This is a genomic window from Campylobacter sp. RM16189, from assembly GCF_012978815.1.
Classification (GTDB): domain Bacteria; phylum Campylobacterota; class Campylobacteria; order Campylobacterales; family Campylobacteraceae; genus Campylobacter_A.
In genome coordinates this window covers 1-15,249 of sequence record NZ_LIWR01000013.1, presented here as the reverse complement: position 1 = coordinate 15,249, position 15,249 = coordinate 1, and the positions used below count along the sequence as shown (strand labels likewise).

Sequence of the window (15,249 nt, the reverse complement as noted above, 5' to 3'; positions counted from 1 at the left end):
GGCGGGATGCATATTAATCCTTTAAAAAGTTATATGCAAAATTAAATTAAACCTAAAGATTTATTACTAATGATAACGATATGATACTATCATTAAGATAAACAAATTCCAAATATGCAAATAAAAAATAAATAGTTTTTTCTAATCATTTTTCATTTTGCTATCAATACTATTTTTGCTAAAATTCTCTCATACCCAAAACCTCCTTTTACTAAATTTTTTGGGTTTTATCCTTATTTTTTTGTATTTTTTTGAGAGAGGATTACAATTTTTTTCAAAATTTGCCTCTCTCCCTATGTTCTCTAATCCACGTTTGACAAGGGCTAGAGAGTATTCACTTTTTTTTAAATTTAGATTCAGGTTTTCCCGGTATAGTACCACTATTCCTTCGAAAGATGGAGATGGTACAGCGAACTGGAGTCGTAAGACATCACACAGGTAGACATAAAACCAGAGGCTAACAAACAGATCCCGTTAGCCTCCCTTGTTAGCTCATAGAGCATTTAAATATTTTAAAAAAATGCAAAAATTTTGCATTCAGTTAGCCCATAGGGCATAAAACCGAGTGTCAGTTAGCCCATAGGGCATTGAAACGCTCAAGTTTCTCAAAAAATCTCGGTTTTTTTTAATTTTTTTGTTAGCCCTTAGGGCTTTCTCTCTGCAGATGGGAGAAAAATCCATAAAACAACATAATACATTTTGCCCTCGAAAGAGGGCTTTTTGTTAGCGTAAGTTATTCGTTTTTTTATAACTCTTACTTTTATAAAAATAAATGAGTGAGAAACCACCTCTTATGCCGTAAGAATACCCTCTCACTCATTTATTTTTTTGCAAAATATATATATCAGCTCTCTCTACAAGCCGACTTTTTTAAAAAATCAACCTCTTATATCATTACGAATGGTCTTTCTCCTCTCCTCTGAGCGAGAGGGATATACTTTACCCCACATCCCCCTATTTTTTCTCAAACCCGCGCAAATCAAGCACCTCAAACTCCTCATCGGGATAGAAAACCTCCACCGCTTGTCCCAACCTATGCCCTTCCACCCCCACACCATAGCCTAGCATACAAAGCCCGTAACTTCGGCAAAAATCACGAATCACACCCTCTAATATAGGATATTCGTAATGCCAGTTCGCCCTATGTCCGGTATAGTTGAGTATCTCGATATGAGTAGCCTTTTTCCTACACCCTCTCATCTCATCTTTCAAACTACGATGATTAAATTCGAAACATTTCTCATGATACACATCCGCCAAGCCCTTCATATCATAGTTTCTATGAGCTGTCCTATCCAAAAAATCGATATGAAACATGCGTCTACCCCCATAGAGCTCCGCAGTCCGACAAGAAGCTAGACTATCACGAGCTTCAGAGTAGTCCACGATATTTCCGAGAAAAAATCGATCCTCCGCTTCACCATGAAAAAAGAATTTTTTGATACGGCCACGATCATCAAAATACGCGATGTCTACGACATTTCCCTCACTTTTCAGCATTTCCGATAGCTGCCAGATCACAGCAGAGGGCTCGTAGTTTGGGCGAAAAATCAGTCCTACTCTCGTATTGATCCCGCCCATCCACGATGGCGGCATATTGACCGACTCTCCCTTTTGATTTGCGAGACTTATTGCACTTTCAGCCACTTTTAAGGTTTTATTAAGATTGATAGTGTTTAGAAGCTCTGTTTGTGGCGTTATCGCGCGGATGTCAAGTTTTTCAGTATTTTTCATTTTGAATTCCTTTATTATGTTATTACTTATAATTAAAATAATATTATTTTAATGGTATAATCCCATAGCCCTTGTCAATCAAAACATTCTCCCGTAGAGGCAAATGTTTTTCAGGTATTTTCAACGCTACCTCTTGAGTTTTTCCTACTACTACAGGGATGATTTCTATATTGAATTTTCTCATAGTCTTTTCGAAAAACAGATTTTCATCGATTCTTTGGGAGAGGGCTAAAAGTTCGTTCCCTTCGGCACGTATGGCTTTGATACCGCTCAAAATACGATCTCCCTTTTCAGAAAAGATGAAAATTCCCATAGTGAAAAGCATTCCCACCAACGCCCCTGCTGACAGAGATCCCAGCATATACCCAAAATTTAGATTTTTGAGAGTATTTTTTTGGATGCTTTGTATCGCCCCTATTGTATTCATGAGCCGATTTTCCGCAGAGATTAGGGCTTGCTCTAGTTTTGAATCGTGAGCTTTGACTTTTTCGGTTTCATTTCTTAGTTTTTCTATCGCTACCAGCCCCGCTATCTCTACCTCTTTTTGTAGATCCGCATGGGTTTTGGTGATCTTTTCTATTAGATTCTTTTGAGCCTCATCGTTTGCGATTCTTACTTTTCCCTGTATAGTTCCGCCTATTTTTTGAAAAACTTCCAAAACGAGTTCCATCTCTCTGTAGTTTTTTTCGTTTTTTGCGGCAAAAATCAGATGTTTTTCGTTTATGTCCTCACGAATTTCATCAATGAATTGCGTGAGGGTCATCATAGCGGAGATGACATCACGGGAGGTCTTGATTTCGCTCAAATTTAGCGCTTGCGAGAGCGTTTTTGGCTTTTGAGGCTCTTTTTGAGCTTGTTGAGCTTTTATTTGCCCTACTTGCCCTTGTTGGACTTTATTTTGCATTTCCATCTCTACCTCCCCTATTTTTACTATACCTTATTTCTTTTCCGCTTTCTTTTCTACCTTTTGAGCCTTACCCTCGCTCAAAAACTCATCTATCTTTTGAAAATTCGGTAGAATAGAATTTTCATAGAAACGTTTTTGCTCTTTGATGATTATGATCTCTTTATTTTTTTCATTCATCTTAGCTAGATCCCTATTTTTTAGGGCTTCTCTTATCTTTTCCTCTATGGGCGTGATATCGGTTTTTCCTAGTTCGTACACAGTACATCCGTAGACGTTTGAGTCATCTATCTCTACCGGTCTATGTTCTAGGGTCAGATATTGCGTTTTTCTCATATCATCGCCATCGAAAAAGAAACGATATGCACGTTCCAAATCGTATTCCGGCAGACTTTGGGTCAGCACGAAAATCACTTTTGTGGATGGTTTGATCTCTCTTATTTTTTGGGCGGTTTTCTTTGCGTTGAGGGCATCCTGCTCGCCCATTCCGAGCGGCACAAAGAAAGCATCTACTAGCTCGAGAAAGACACTCGACATCGAGCCGAGTTTCTCTAGAAAATCGGTAGCACTTCTATTTCCACCGATATCGAAAATAGTATCTTTTTCCGATGTCAGAAGATCGCATAGATACCCATCGATCTCTCTTGTGATATCAACGTACTTAGCTTTGAAAATTTCCGAGTTTGAATATGTCGCAGCATTCATGTTTTGCGAATCGAATTCCACGAGTTCTATTTCTTTTTTTCCATTCCTTTCAAAAAGATACGGAGCGAGAATTTGTATAGCCGTAGTACTCTTACCGCAGCCACCTTTTGTGTTTATGACTATGAATTTTTTGTTCCCCATTTTTAACCTCCTATGATTTTTTTCTTTGCGCGACCTTCAGCCGCTATTTCCGGATCGATTGTCACACTTTTTTCATACTCTTCTTTTGACCTGCCGTGAGGGTATTTTGCTTGATTTTTTAGAGCCGCGATAGAGCTATCTTTTAGGTTATTTATTTTTTCATGCTTTTTCACCGCAGAAATGGACTCATCATTCTCTATATTCTTTATTTTTTCTTCTAGCTTTTTCATCTCATCCTCGCCGATCACCGAATCATCTTTTTTTACCTCTTTTACATCCGCATTTGAGACCTCTTTTTCATCCTCGATTTGAGCTTCTTTTATCTCTACTTTTTGAGGCTCATTTATTACCTCTTTTATTGCCTCATTTTTAGCTATTTTTTGAGCTTGATTTTTGACTTTTCGATACGGTTCTTGCCCCCTCGAAAGTAGAAACGATTTTATGCTTCTAGTTCCGATTGAAACTCCTATCTCTCTGAGAGCTTTTGAGATCATCGTAGCGGTTAGTTTATCCTTATTCGAATCTATGATGAAATCGCTTACCTGAATTAGCATCTTTTGTTGAGGCGAAATATTTTCTTCTCGATCCCTTAGCATCTGCTTTTTTATAGCGTAAAGAATTTTAAGATCATCCTCCGTTATTTTTTTGTATGCCGGGAGCTTTTTTATAGCTTGTTTTTTTGCCATTTAATCCTCCTTATTTTTTTATACAATATTAATTATAGTCAAAAGCAAAATTCTTACTAATTTTTTATCAAAAATAAACTCATTTATTTTTTCCCAAAAACTGAAAACGATCCTATCATGATTCTCAAACGAAGTCAACCCAAATTAGTTGACTTATTTTTATTTTCATGCTACGATCCAAATTATCGAAAAAATAGCCTATTTTCTATGGTAAGGCACGCCAAGCAAATGTATCACACTACGTGCGAAACATTTGTAAGCGCGCCTAAGGGTGTCCCCTTAGAAACCCAATGTGTCAATTGCATAGGATATAGGTATGTTTTTCTATATGTTTTTATAGCGAAAAATCTATATGATTTTTAGGCTAACCATAACTTAGCAGTTATGCGTTCTTTAACAAGTATTTTATATGCGCTTAGATATATGAAATCTACTATGATTTCTATATGGAAAATGGATAGATTTTCAATATGTTTTAATATCGCTCCCCTAGCGGCGAGTGATGGTGTTTTTCAAGCGGACTATAATTAGTCTTAGAAGTAGTTTTTGATAAGGTTTTTAATGTTGCTTTTAATAGAAGCATTTACTAGCCTTACTATCAAACTTAATAGCGTTTTGATATATGACATCTATTGTGATTTCAGTATGAAAAACTAATTGTCTTTTAATACGATTTTAAATAGTGCTTACTATATATAAATAGAAATGTCCTTAGGTATGACTTTTAACAATGCTTTAATATAAGCAAAACAATGGTCTTTAGTATTGATTTTAGAGTGGAAATGAGAGAGGTTTTATAATGGAAAATATAAATAAAGATAATAGGAAAAGTAAGGTGCTTCATGTAAGGCTTTCAGATAGCGAATATCAATCGCTTTTGCTAAAGGCGAACATAGCGAACATGAACGTAGCCGACTATACTCGCAGCCTCATAGCCGAGGGCGATGTCATCTATGTCGACAAGAAAGAGATTAGGGAATTAAATTTCCAGTTAAGGCAAATCGGTAATAACATAAACCAGATAGCGCGCTATATCAACTACCGCCGCATAAAAGATGATGTACCACACCAAGAGATTTTCACTATTAAAGACAGCCTAAAAATCATAGCCTATATGACACAAAAAACACTTGATGCTTTCAATGTTCGCAAACATAGAAAATAGACGAGACACGGATAGGATTTGAGTATGGTTTTAGATAGGGAGCAGATATGATATTACGATACGTACAAAGAGATATCGGCATGGCTGACTATATGATCGGCGGAGAGAAAGCTGGCTATAAGGAAACTAGAGACGATAAGGATAAGGTAATACCCCTTATTGGCGACATATACGAGTTCCAGAAAGAGGAAAGGCTCATAAATGATGATGAGTTTCGAAAACGTAAGGGCTGGAAAAAAAACTACCTCTCTATAACCGTATCTTTTTCAAGAGAAGATATGATGAGGCTAAATAGTGATCCAAACAAGAAATATCAAACCCTCCAAGAGATAGCCAAAATAATCATAGATACCAATACCTCAGGACACACCCCCGATGAAATCACAGCCTTTGCCGAAGTTCATGCTCCAAAGCGTTTCAAAAACGATGAAAAACAGCGAACTATACTAAAAGATGGAAAAATCATCGGAGAGCGCGATGAATATCGATATGAACACATTCACATCGGAATCTCAAAACGAAACTATCTTGATGATTCGCAGATCAGCCTACTCTGGACGGGGAATATAGGAGGAAATGACATCATCCAGCAGTACATCAACAAGAAATACGGTTTTGAAAACCCAAAAGATTATAGCCGAGATCGCAAGCAAAACACCATGCAAAAAAAGATAGCCCTAACCCGCAAAGCCTACCAAGAAGCACTAAAGGACATCCAAAGCCTAGATGAGCTATATGCTTTTCTAAAGGAACAGGAAGTAGAGTATAAAATAATACAAACCAAAAAAAATAAATACATAAAAATCATCAATCCAAATAGAGGAAAAAGAGGGCAAAGAGGCAGTGATGGAGCGGATCTAAATATAAAAGGTAGAGGATTCGAGCATATCGATACGCTTTTTGAGGAAACCCTTACGGACGACGAAAAAATAAGTAGAAGCCCTAAATTTCAAAGGGAAAAGACAATAAGTGATCTAAGCCTAGAGGAATTAGAAGAAGCCCTAACAAATCTCAAACAAAAACGCACCGAATGGCTAGAAAAACGCCGTAGCAAGAAACTAAAGCAGCTGATATCTGAGGTAGGAGCCAAGGAACAAGAAGAAGAACCCGAACTAAAACCCCTAACCTTCTATCAAAACCTAAGCCAAGAGGAACTAAAATATCTCGAAGACGATGAAAGCATGAAAGATGAGCTCAAAAAGCTACAAATAAGAGAGCAACGCCCTATAAATGAAGCGGACTACCACCTCCAAGAAATTGAGGAAGCGGAAAAGGCACAGCAAGAGGATATGAACCGAGATTTCCTAAAAATTTCAAACAATCTATCTCTTGAAACACTTGTGAAATATATCGAGGAAAAAAAGGGAGAGTTATTATTTGATCGTCTTGTGATACCGTCTCAAGACGAAATAAAGTCAGCCAATAAACAATTCATCTATAGATACCGACAAAACAGCCAAACACCCGCTAAGATGTCACCTCGCGATATTCTTAGAGAACAGCTAAATTTAAGCGGAGTTGAAGCTTTTGAAGTGATGAAAAAAATTTACAATAACGAAATAAGCTTTTCAAACTCTCATGTATTGCCACAGCCCGTAGAATTTGTTGAAGTTTACAAAAATAAACGTAAAAACTATTCTCAAAACGTAATCACGGCTAGAACGATGTATGCCTTACTGCGACTCACATCACAATATCGATACTCAAGAGCCAGAACAAGAGGAATATATCGAGATTTCATGTCAATAACAGATATCGGAAACCTCCTAGTTTTTTCAGTGGAGAAGAAAAAAAATGCAAACATCATCACTATCGATGAAGCGTATGAAATTTTCAGAAAAAATCAATTCAGAGCCATCTTTGCCCCCACCTCAAGCCAAAATTTCAAGATCATAGTACCTATGGAAATGAAACCTGATTTTGGGTATATGATGTTGAGGGAGGAACTTAAAAAATACAAAGCATCAAAGCCTCAAGGAGCACCGGAATTTAGCAGCATTTTTGACATGGGTCGTAGTGAAATCGAAAGGCAAATGGCAGAAAAATACGAGCTTTCCAAAGAGTTTTCAGGCATTATTGCCGATCACCTAGAAATTTCGAACTACATAGAAGAGAGCGATCACGACCCCCTCAAAATTCACGAAAAATCTACATATGAAAAAGCGAGAGTCCAAAATGAAGGGCAGATAATCACAGAGGAAATGATAAGGCACGGAGTAATGCAAGCACAAATACAAATAGATGGAAAGAAAACATCATATGAAGAATCAGCGACTCCAAAGTCAAAATCAGGCATCATCCTCAAAAGCGGAGGGCTAAATCCCCTCCAGATGAGCTAGAAGGAAAATACAATGGGATATCGAGGAGTGAAGCTAGTTTTAGATGAGGAAAGGCTAATAAGAGATGATATATATGACCTAGACGAACTAAAAGAGGTCATCAGAAAAAAAGCAGAAGAGCTAGAGTTTGAGAATATATCTATCGATGAAACGAAATTTTGGATTAACGATCACCCCGATGCCCTCGTAAACATGGGTAGATTTGTATATCGTTTTTTATTTAATATTAAAGCCGTTACCGACTACGTAAAAGAATTTGTATGGATGACTAGCTATGATCCGGACTTCGATCTGACATTGCTTTTAATGAAGCAAGGAAAAATCCCTAAGACGGAGAAGTACTACGAGTATATTCGAAAACAAAACGAAGTAGAAGAGCCTAAATACGATGCCAAACGAGGAGTGAAGCTAGTTTTAGATGAGGAAAAGATACGTAGAGAGGGCAAATACGATCTAAAAGAGATTTATGAGGCGATAGTGGAAAAAGCGGAAGAGCTAAATTTCAATTCGTGTGGAGACTACTATTGGCTAGAAGATAGCCCCCGCGCTCTAGCAGATATGGCACTCTTTGTATATCACTTCTTGTTTAATTTTAAAGCAGTTACCGACAACGTAAAAGAATTTATCTGGCTAACCAATGTAGACAAAGATTTCGACTTAACCTTACTTTTGATGAAGCAAGGAAAGATACCTAAAACCGAAAAATACTACGAATACGAGAATAGAATCAAAAAAGAGATAGAAAACGACCCACTTTTTCAAAATAAGAGAGGCAAAAAGAGGAAATAGATCCTCTTTTTTCTCAAAATCTCATTTAAATGCCGCCAGCAACTCCATCATCGGTATTATTGGTTAGTACGCCTGAAAGTTTGATATTTGTATCGTTTGAGTTTGTGTCAGGATTTTCATTTTCATATCCAAACAGATTTGTGACTTTTTGTGGAGAGCCGATAATAGAATTCCAGACATCGGTTAATAACGGAGCACCTTTGGCTTGTTCTTTTATCATTGATGTTATCTCTTCCGGACTTATCTCATAAACACCATCTTTGTTAATATCCATCGGCCCCACAAGCCCTAGCTCTAATATTTGAGCAGCTTTTAATAAATCTGTTCCCGGAAAAACATTTCCAATTTGATCCACAGTATTTTTTAAAAAATCATGTGAAAACTTATGTGTTCCTGACATTAAAGCCACCATGCCAATCATTTCCAATAGATTCATATCTGCCGTTACATTTTGTCCAATTGCAACAAACCCCTTTATCTGTTCGTTTATTGGAAGCGGATTCCCATCTTTGTCTATGACAGGTACTCCCGAAGTAACCTTGCTTGTCCATTCGGCTGTTTTTAGCTTATTATGATAAAGTTGCTGTGCCTTTTTGGCTGCGGGATCTGTAAATATCTGATTTTCGGCAGCATCTAACAATACCTACTATACCTACTATACCTACTATACCTACTATACCTACTGACTACACCCTTTCTCTTTTAGCCTTTGACTCCATCCTATCCACCTCCTCAAAAAAATCCAGCTCTAGAATCTATCCAATTTTAAAAGAGTGGTCTTTTATCTTTATTATATTGTTTTTTTGTGTGAGAGAGATGGATATACAAATACCCCACTGATTCTGCTTTTGAGTATCAGAGACGTGACCTATTTTTTGGATATCTGAATGAAGTTGGTAGAGAGGAGTAATAGTGTATATCCCTCCAGTTTTGTGTGAGAGAGAAAAAAAAGACCACTCTTGTAAGTTTTGTTTTTTTTTCAAAAAAGTAGATCTCATAAATTCCGATAGCATAGATGTGAGTTCGACATCCGATACATCAGACATGGGTTCGACTTCTAGAGTCTACAGAAGTCGAATTCTATTTCTGTAGACATGTGATGCCATCCGAAAATTTGAATCGAAACTCGAGCAACAAGATCGTAATAAATAACTAATAGTTATTTATATATATATTCACTTTCGCCAAAAATGGTATTAATTAGATATATTTTTGTAAAAAAGGTATTAATTAGGTATATTTTTGCTCTAAATTTTGCCAAAAGGTATTAATTAAGTATAAAAGTGGTATTAATTAAGTATAAAATCTTTTTCAAAAAAGTAAAATTTCATCAAAAATGGTTGCTTTTTTATAAAAATATGGTATAATTATACATAAAATTTGTGTATAAAAAGAGGTTTTTGATGAAAAAATACATAAAACGGGTAAATTTGACGATGGAACCCCTAATTTGGCAAAAATTTTGTGAAATTTCGGCCGAAAATCGAAGCGATCCGACAAAAGAGCTCAGAAAACTCATTGATCGGTATATAGAACACTATGAAAAAAAGAGAGAGGAGAAAAAGAAATGATATATAGCGAGATCAAAAAAAGGACAAAAAGAAAAGTAGAGGTAACGCCTTGCGGAATTCAGTACCTCGATGAGACACTTGGCGGAGGTTTTAGAAACGGCTCACTCGTAGCCCTCCTCGGTAGAGAGGAAAGCGGAAAGACCCTTTTTCTGGAGCAGATACTGCTTTCGTTTCTGGCTCAGGGAAAGAGAAGTGCTTACTTTGCCTTAGAGTTTTCAGATTTTGAGCTGATCGATCATATGGAAAAGAGGATAGAGGCGGGCATCGTTTCAAAAAAAGAGATAGAAAAAATAGAGATATTCACAAGTGAAGAGTTTTCTGATGGGTTTCATATCGTGGAAGAAATGGAAAAACTTCATCAGGAAAAAGACATATCCATATTTGGAATAGATTCTACTATGTCGCTCACAGCTGCCACAAGTATTGAGGGCGAAATGCAAAAGATCAAAGAATTGTTTTTGACGCTATCGGATTTTGCGAAAAAAACCAAAAGTATCGTCTTTCTCATCACCCAAAAATCGAAAAACTCGGTAGAAAAAAAAGAGGCAAGTATCTATGGATCCCAACGTGCAAATCATTATGCGAACTTGATTTTGGATTTCGAGGTAGAGGATGGGAAACACACAATAGAAATAGCAAAAAATAAACAAAATGGAAAAAAAGCAAAATATGACGTAGCCCTCAATAGCGATACTCTATTTTTCGAGATCAAAGACGGGGAAATGCCAAAGAAAGCCACAAAGACAAAAAAAAATAAAAAAACACCTACTACAGAAAATATGGATGAGCCAAAATTTGATGTTTCTATAGTAGATGATGAGGATGACCCGTCTACGTGGTTTTCAAATATGAAAAAAGCACCTAGATATCCGGGGAGATGAGAATGGAAAAAATCAAAAAACTCACGCAAGAATCGGCGCAAAAGATATATGCTACGCCCACATCTATTTTTGAGACGAAATTTTCATTTTTCACGCCCTACGAGCGTGAGAAAGAAAAGATAGTGAGAGGAAGCAAAGGAAAGCTTGTCTATGACGATGGAGAGAAATGGCAGATATTCGTATGCGAGAGAGAGTTAACACAGCTTCACAGGAACATACTAGACATTATTATCCATGAAGGGGAAACCCTCATGGAAGCGGAGACAAACTACCCTGTGAAGATCATAAACACTACTACGATTCAGAAAAAGCTAGGCTACAAAACACACAAGAACCACGCTTTCATCGATGAGAAAATTTGGGATTTAAATGCAGCGATCATAAAAATCAGAAATAAACAAAAAAATAGGACGATATCGCTCAAACTCATAAATATGCTAGACGAACAGAGAAATAGTGGAGAAAAGAGAACGGACTACAAGATCTATTTCACGAGAGAATATATGACTTTTCTCGAGAGTACCTATACCATAGGCTATCAGCATTTTCTAGCTGATATTCTTTCACTAGAGCACGCACAAACGCAGGCTATCGTGAGACATATACTCACGAGCAGCCGCCCGATAGAGTATCGCCTCAGCACTCTATTCGGAGAGCTAGGGATCGATGGTGGAGAACAGATCAGACAGAAATATATGAGGCTCGTAGTTCATGAACTACGAGAAAAAGGAAATCTATTCGGAATCGAAGTATGCAGAAAAGAGGGAATCAGGGAGAAAGACTATGCCAACCATACTCTCAAATACACTAGATCGCCAACACAAGAGGATGGAAAGCCCGAGAAAAAGGTCTATATCACGCGCTACTTAGAGGGAAGTATGAAAATAGATGCGAAAAAGAACGTAGTTTGTCAAAAAACCACAAACCCCGAGTCTATTTATTAGCCTCACTTGTTACAAATCTACACACTTTTTTAAAAAATCACAAAAATTTAAAAAAATTCAATATGCAGAGAATGCCCTATTTTAGGGCTTTTTAGAGATATAAACTTTTATTTTACAATCTTTTCACTTAACCTTAGCTTAATTAAATCTTGACTCTAAGAGAAAAAGAGGATAGGATGGAGGAAAAGTAACAAATATGGAGGCAAATATGACTATAAAGAGAAAAAGTAAGCATATTGAGGGTTTTCTAACACCGGAGGAATTTGAGAAAAAGTATCATATTTCTCAATCTACTCAGGGAAAAATGAGAATGGCTATGAAACGCCGAATCGGATATGTGAAAATCGGATCAAGAGTATACTACCCCGAGTCCGAAATCAAAAAATATCTTGAGAAAAACCTACAAAAAGTGGAGGAAGCATAAGATGGGATATATGAACGAACCAACCCGCTCCCAAAACATCGCTCAAAAAATCGCCACTCTCAACAGAATCATCGATGAAGCCCGAGCAGAGGTAGAGAAGCTCGATATTTTCGAATGTATCTCTCGAGAATACTTTTCATGCCGCAGATTCGACGAGTACACCGCGGGAATAGAGCTATCGGGAGCGAAATGGAACGAAGAATTTCAGGAAAAACGAGGAAATGCTTTTTTTTATAGAGATCTAAGGGCTTCAGTCGCACTCAAGCCCGCAGAAGAGGGAAAGAAAGGAGAATTCTACCCGAAACCACATGCCTACCTGATGAGACGATATTTCTATTCGGAGCGTGAGGCGGAAAACGTAGTCAGAAATATCGTGATTCTAGATCTAGTCGAGAGAAAAATCAAGGATCTAGACCTCTCATGCGATCCCGTAGAGATCGGCATTGTGAAAAAGGCGGAAAAAAAGATAGTACGATCATACGGATGGTCGAAAAGCACGTTTTCAAATATATGGAGCCTCGCAAATATGGCGAAAAACGGATGCTATTCGTCCGTATCGCATTTTCAGGATGGAGAAGCGAAAAAAGCGAACGGAGAGATATATGTAGCGAAAAATCATCGTAGCCAGAAAGACATAGTGAGCTTCGGGAATGTGATGATATTCGATGTGGACAATGACCATGCCGATGACACACCAGAACTACCGCTCTCACAGGCGAAGCTAGAATTTGAGCGGATGAATATCGCAGCGGTATTCATCCCGTCACAAAGCCACCAGCGAGAAAAAAAGATGAAAGATGGGTCAGTGAGAGCAGTCGACCGGTATAGAATCATAGTCTCGACAGAAAAAGCCATCGAAAAGCATGATATAGAGATCTACCGAAAAATTCAGAGCTATATCGCAGAAACCCTCAGAATTCAAAAACACATCGATCCCTCAGCCCTAAACGACTCAGCTAGAGCCTACGCCCAGAGCCTACCGGATGCGGTACCAACCTTTTCTCAGGGTGAATTTCTATCCGCCGAATTCATAAGAAAAGCCCAAGAAATCGCCATCGAGGCACACGAGAATGAAAAAACTAGAAAGCACCTCGAGAAAGAGCGCTATCAAGCCGCCCTCACGGAGAAAAAACGAGAGAGATTTGCGGAAATTTCAAGACCCTCGCAAATAGCGGTCGAAAAAGCGAAAAGAGAGGGAAAAGCACCGGATCGGAGCGACATATACACGCTCAGACTCGCGGAAGAAATCTTGAAGAATCGCCCACATGATTGCATATTTTTTGTGAATTTCGAGTACATCAACAGATTTACCACCACCGAAATGCTAATAAGAACCCTCATGCAGGCAGAGGACACGACCCATCACAATCAAGAAGCCCTTAGAGCCCGCAGAAACGCAAACAGCCCAGAGGTCATTTTTTCAAAGCGAGACGAGAATCTTTTCACGATTTTTGGCAGAGATGGAGAAATCGGCTATATGAATTGTTTTCGATTTTTGAGAGACTATTATCAAGAAAAAAACCTTGACTCCCTCGCCCGAAAAATCGCATATGACACACGTCTAGCCTCGTACGTAAATCGTGATGCACTCTTCATACGGAACTACGAGGCGGTGAATCAGGTCATCGAAACAGCCCTAGAATGTGGAGCTACGAGCTACGCAGACCTAGAAAAAGCTTTGAGGGCCGATTTTGGGATTGTGAAAATTTGGTTTTCGCCTGATACAGAGGAACTACGAGTAGAAAGCCCACTCAACGCGAAAGAGTATTTTTCATATAGTTTTGAGAAAATAGGATTCACAAGGGCAGAGCTAGAGGGAAGAATGGGAATGAAAATTGAAAACGAACTTACTCTCCAGCCTATCCCAGAACCTAGAACGATCACACGTGAAGAAAGTCATCCAGATATGGCTATTGCGTAGAAAAGTATTGAAAAAATATGGAAAAAATATTGCAAAAATATGGAAAATTTACCTTTTTTTGCTATAATTAGCAGAAAAAGGTAAATTTAAACAATGAAAAAAGTAACATTTGTTATAAATGATGATGAAGATTGGGAGCTTTTTAGAATAATCACGAAAGAAAATAATAGTGATGCTAGCAAAGAAATACGGAAGTTCATCTCATGGTACCTAGCCCAGCACCGAGACCTTTGCGAAAAAATTAGGAGCGAGCTAGAGTCAGAAAAAGTTTAACGCTCTCTTACCTCCCTCCCCAAATCTATTACCTCCTTACTCTTTACCTCCATTATCGATAAATTATCGAAAAACACAGCCCCCACATCCATACCGTAGCAGCCATTCTCTCTTACTTTTATCTTATTATCCCTGCTTGGGGTATGCCCGTAGTATATCTCTTTGCCGGTATTGTTTGCGTACCAAAAATTACTTCGATCCCACATCAGACATTCAGGGTCTTGCTCTTTTTCATCTATTTCACAATCATATCCGGCATGTACAAATAGATAGCTCTTTGAGCTTATCATATGGGGCATTGTTTTTATGTAGCTTATTAACCATTTTAGATCTTTGATAGTTAAATTTCTATCTTCTATTGATTTAACAGTCTCATATCCTCCGTTATTTCCCCACTGTATAGTAATACTTCCTCGTAAAAGATAGTGGTTTAAAAACATATATTCATGATTTCCCATTATATGCTTTATACTATATCCTTCTTTTATCATCTCGGTATATCTTATATATAGCCCTATTGAGTCCTTGCCTCTATCACAGCTATCTCCAAGAATGATTACTAAATCATCCTTGCTTAATGATATCTTTTTTATCATCTCATCAAAAAGATGAAGTGAGCCGTGTAGATCTCCAAATACAAATATTCTTTTATATCTATCCTCATCGATATACTCTATTTTTAGTTTATCGCTCATTATTTGCCTCCAAGATATCTCTTATCTTTATCTCTCTATTAGCTATTGTGTCATTAGCACTTAGTTTCTTATCCGCC

Annotated in this window: 15 protein-coding genes; 9 read left to right on the top strand and 6 right to left on the bottom strand. The window is 37.7% G+C overall.

The features are described from left to right. Positions 1-954: 954 nt before the first annotated feature. Genes CDOM16189_RS07740 through CDOM16189_RS07725 form a run of 4 tightly spaced genes read right to left on the bottom strand, consistent with a single transcriptional unit; the run spans position 955 to position 4,170 of the window. Complete coding sequence (locus tag CDOM16189_RS07740) at positions 955-1,734, bottom strand: hypothetical protein (RefSeq protein WP_170000938.1); 780 nt, start codon at positions 1,732-1,734, stop codon at positions 955-957. 43 nt (positions 1,735-1,777) lie between these two features. Continuing rightward, positions 1,778-2,638 carry a hypothetical protein gene (locus CDOM16189_RS07735; protein WP_170000937.1) on the bottom strand — a complete coding sequence of 287 codons (861 nt, stop codon included), beginning with the start codon at positions 2,636-2,638 and terminating at the stop codon, positions 1,778-1,780. A 33-nt stretch (positions 2,639-2,671) separates the two neighbouring features. Next, positions 2,672-3,484 carry a nucleotide-binding protein gene (locus tag CDOM16189_RS07730; protein ID WP_170000936.1) on the bottom strand — a complete coding sequence of 271 codons (813 nt, stop codon included), beginning with the start codon at positions 3,482-3,484 and terminating at the stop codon, positions 2,672-2,674. A gap of 2 nt (positions 3,485-3,486) precedes the next feature. Then, positions 3,487-4,170 carry a hypothetical protein gene (locus tag CDOM16189_RS07725; protein ID WP_170000935.1) on the bottom strand — a complete coding sequence of 228 codons (684 nt, stop codon included), beginning with the start codon at positions 4,168-4,170 and terminating at the stop codon, positions 3,487-3,489. A gap of 799 nt (positions 4,171-4,969) precedes the next feature. Here CDOM16189_RS07725 and CDOM16189_RS07720 point away from each other — a divergent pair. The 3 genes from CDOM16189_RS07720 to CDOM16189_RS07710 are packed head-to-tail and all read left to right on the top strand — an operon-like array spanning position 4,970 to position 8,463. Continuing rightward, positions 4,970-5,335, top strand: a complete 366-nt coding sequence (locus CDOM16189_RS07720; RefSeq protein WP_170000934.1) for a plasmid mobilization protein — start codon at positions 4,970-4,972, stop codon at positions 5,333-5,335. A 47-nt stretch (positions 5,336-5,382) separates the two neighbouring features. Continuing rightward, entirely contained in the window at positions 5,383-7,674 is a 2,292-nt protein-coding gene (locus CDOM16189_RS07715; RefSeq protein ID WP_170000933.1) for a hypothetical protein, read from the top strand. A 12-nt stretch (positions 7,675-7,686) separates the two neighbouring features. Further along, positions 7,687-8,463 carry a hypothetical protein gene (locus CDOM16189_RS07710; RefSeq protein WP_170000932.1) on the top strand — a complete coding sequence of 259 codons (777 nt, stop codon included), beginning with the start codon at positions 7,687-7,689 and terminating at the stop codon, positions 8,461-8,463. Between the two features lie 25 nt (positions 8,464-8,488). Here the strand turns inward: CDOM16189_RS07710 and CDOM16189_RS07705 are convergent, their stop codons facing one another. Continuing rightward, positions 8,489-9,103 carry a hypothetical protein gene (locus CDOM16189_RS07705; RefSeq protein ID WP_170000931.1) on the bottom strand — a complete coding sequence of 205 codons (615 nt, stop codon included), beginning with the start codon at positions 9,101-9,103 and terminating at the stop codon, positions 8,489-8,491. 763 nt (positions 9,104-9,866) lie between these two features. Here CDOM16189_RS07705 and CDOM16189_RS07700 point away from each other — a divergent pair. The 6 genes from CDOM16189_RS07700 to CDOM16189_RS07675 all read left to right on the top strand — a co-directional run bounded on the left by CDOM16189_RS07700 (position 9,867) and on the right by CDOM16189_RS07675 (position 14,477). Then, entirely contained in the window at positions 9,867-10,034 is a 168-nt protein-coding gene (locus CDOM16189_RS07700; RefSeq protein WP_170000930.1) for a hypothetical protein, read from the top strand. Beyond that, positions 10,031-10,915 (top strand): RAD55 family ATPase, encoded by an 885-nt coding sequence (locus tag CDOM16189_RS07695; RefSeq protein WP_170000929.1) that lies wholly within the window; start codon positions 10,031-10,033, stop codon positions 10,913-10,915. Before CDOM16189_RS07700 ends, CDOM16189_RS07695 begins: the two co-directional genes overlap by 4 nt. Before the next feature lie 251 nt (positions 10,916-11,166). After that, positions 11,167-11,859 (top strand): hypothetical protein, encoded by a 693-nt coding sequence (locus CDOM16189_RS07690; protein ID WP_170000928.1) that lies wholly within the window; start codon positions 11,167-11,169, stop codon positions 11,857-11,859. Positions 11,860-12,067: 208 nt separating this feature from the next. Next, entirely contained in the window at positions 12,068-12,283 is a 216-nt protein-coding gene (locus tag CDOM16189_RS07685) for a helix-turn-helix domain-containing protein (RefSeq protein ID WP_170000927.1), read from the top strand. A 1-nt stretch (position 12,284) separates the two neighbouring features. After that, positions 12,285-14,204: a hypothetical protein gene (locus CDOM16189_RS07680; protein ID WP_170000926.1), complete on the top strand. Its 1,920-nt coding sequence runs from the start codon at positions 12,285-12,287 to the stop codon at positions 14,202-14,204. A gap of 93 nt (positions 14,205-14,297) precedes the next feature. After that, positions 14,298-14,477 carry a hypothetical protein gene (locus tag CDOM16189_RS07675; RefSeq protein ID WP_170000925.1) on the top strand — a complete coding sequence of 60 codons (180 nt, stop codon included), beginning with the start codon at positions 14,298-14,300 and terminating at the stop codon, positions 14,475-14,477. Here CDOM16189_RS07675 and CDOM16189_RS07670 read toward each other — a convergent pair. Beyond that, the gene (locus CDOM16189_RS07670; protein WP_170000924.1) at positions 14,474-15,172 is read right to left on the bottom strand and encodes a metallophosphoesterase; all 699 of its coding nucleotides are present in this window, start codon (positions 15,170-15,172) and stop codon (positions 14,474-14,476) included. The genes CDOM16189_RS07675 and CDOM16189_RS07670 overlap by 4 nt on opposite strands. Positions 15,173-15,249 lie beyond the last annotated feature (77 nt).

Excerpts from the sequence above, each read along its gene's own strand:
- CDOM16189_RS07740 (WP_170000938.1), bottom strand. The coding sequence starts at position 1,734 with ATGAAAAATACTGAAAAACTTGACATCCGCGCGATAACGCCACAAACA.
- CDOM16189_RS07735 (WP_170000937.1), bottom strand. The coding sequence starts at position 2,638 with ATGCAAAATAAAGTCCAACAAGGGCAAGTAGGGCAAATAAAAGCTCAA.
- CDOM16189_RS07730 (WP_170000936.1), bottom strand. The coding sequence starts at position 3,484 with ATGGGGAACAAAAAATTCATAGTCATAAACACAAAAGGTGGCTGCGGT.
- CDOM16189_RS07725 (WP_170000935.1), bottom strand. The coding sequence starts at position 4,170 with ATGGCAAAAAAACAAGCTATAAAAAAGCTCCCGGCATACAAAAAAATA.
- CDOM16189_RS07720 (WP_170000934.1), top strand. The coding sequence starts at position 4,970 with ATGGAAAATATAAATAAAGATAATAGGAAAAGTAAGGTGCTTCATGTA.
- CDOM16189_RS07715 (WP_170000933.1), top strand. The coding sequence starts at position 5,383 with ATGATATTACGATACGTACAAAGAGATATCGGCATGGCTGACTATATG.
- CDOM16189_RS07710 (WP_170000932.1), top strand. The coding sequence starts at position 7,687 with ATGGGATATCGAGGAGTGAAGCTAGTTTTAGATGAGGAAAGGCTAATA.
- CDOM16189_RS07700 (WP_170000930.1), top strand. The coding sequence starts at position 9,867 with ATGAAAAAATACATAAAACGGGTAAATTTGACGATGGAACCCCTAATT.
- CDOM16189_RS07695 (WP_170000929.1), top strand. The coding sequence starts at position 10,031 with ATGATATATAGCGAGATCAAAAAAAGGACAAAAAGAAAAGTAGAGGTA.
- CDOM16189_RS07690 (WP_170000928.1), top strand. The coding sequence starts at position 11,167 with ATGGAAGCGGAGACAAACTACCCTGTGAAGATCATAAACACTACTACG.
- CDOM16189_RS07685 (WP_170000927.1), top strand. The coding sequence starts at position 12,068 with ATGACTATAAAGAGAAAAAGTAAGCATATTGAGGGTTTTCTAACACCG.
- CDOM16189_RS07680 (WP_170000926.1), top strand. The coding sequence starts at position 12,285 with ATGGGATATATGAACGAACCAACCCGCTCCCAAAACATCGCTCAAAAA.
- CDOM16189_RS07675 (WP_170000925.1), top strand. The coding sequence starts at position 14,298 with ATGAAAAAAGTAACATTTGTTATAAATGATGATGAAGATTGGGAGCTT.
- CDOM16189_RS07670 (WP_170000924.1), bottom strand. The coding sequence starts at position 15,172 with ATGAGCGATAAACTAAAAATAGAGTATATCGATGAGGATAGATATAAA.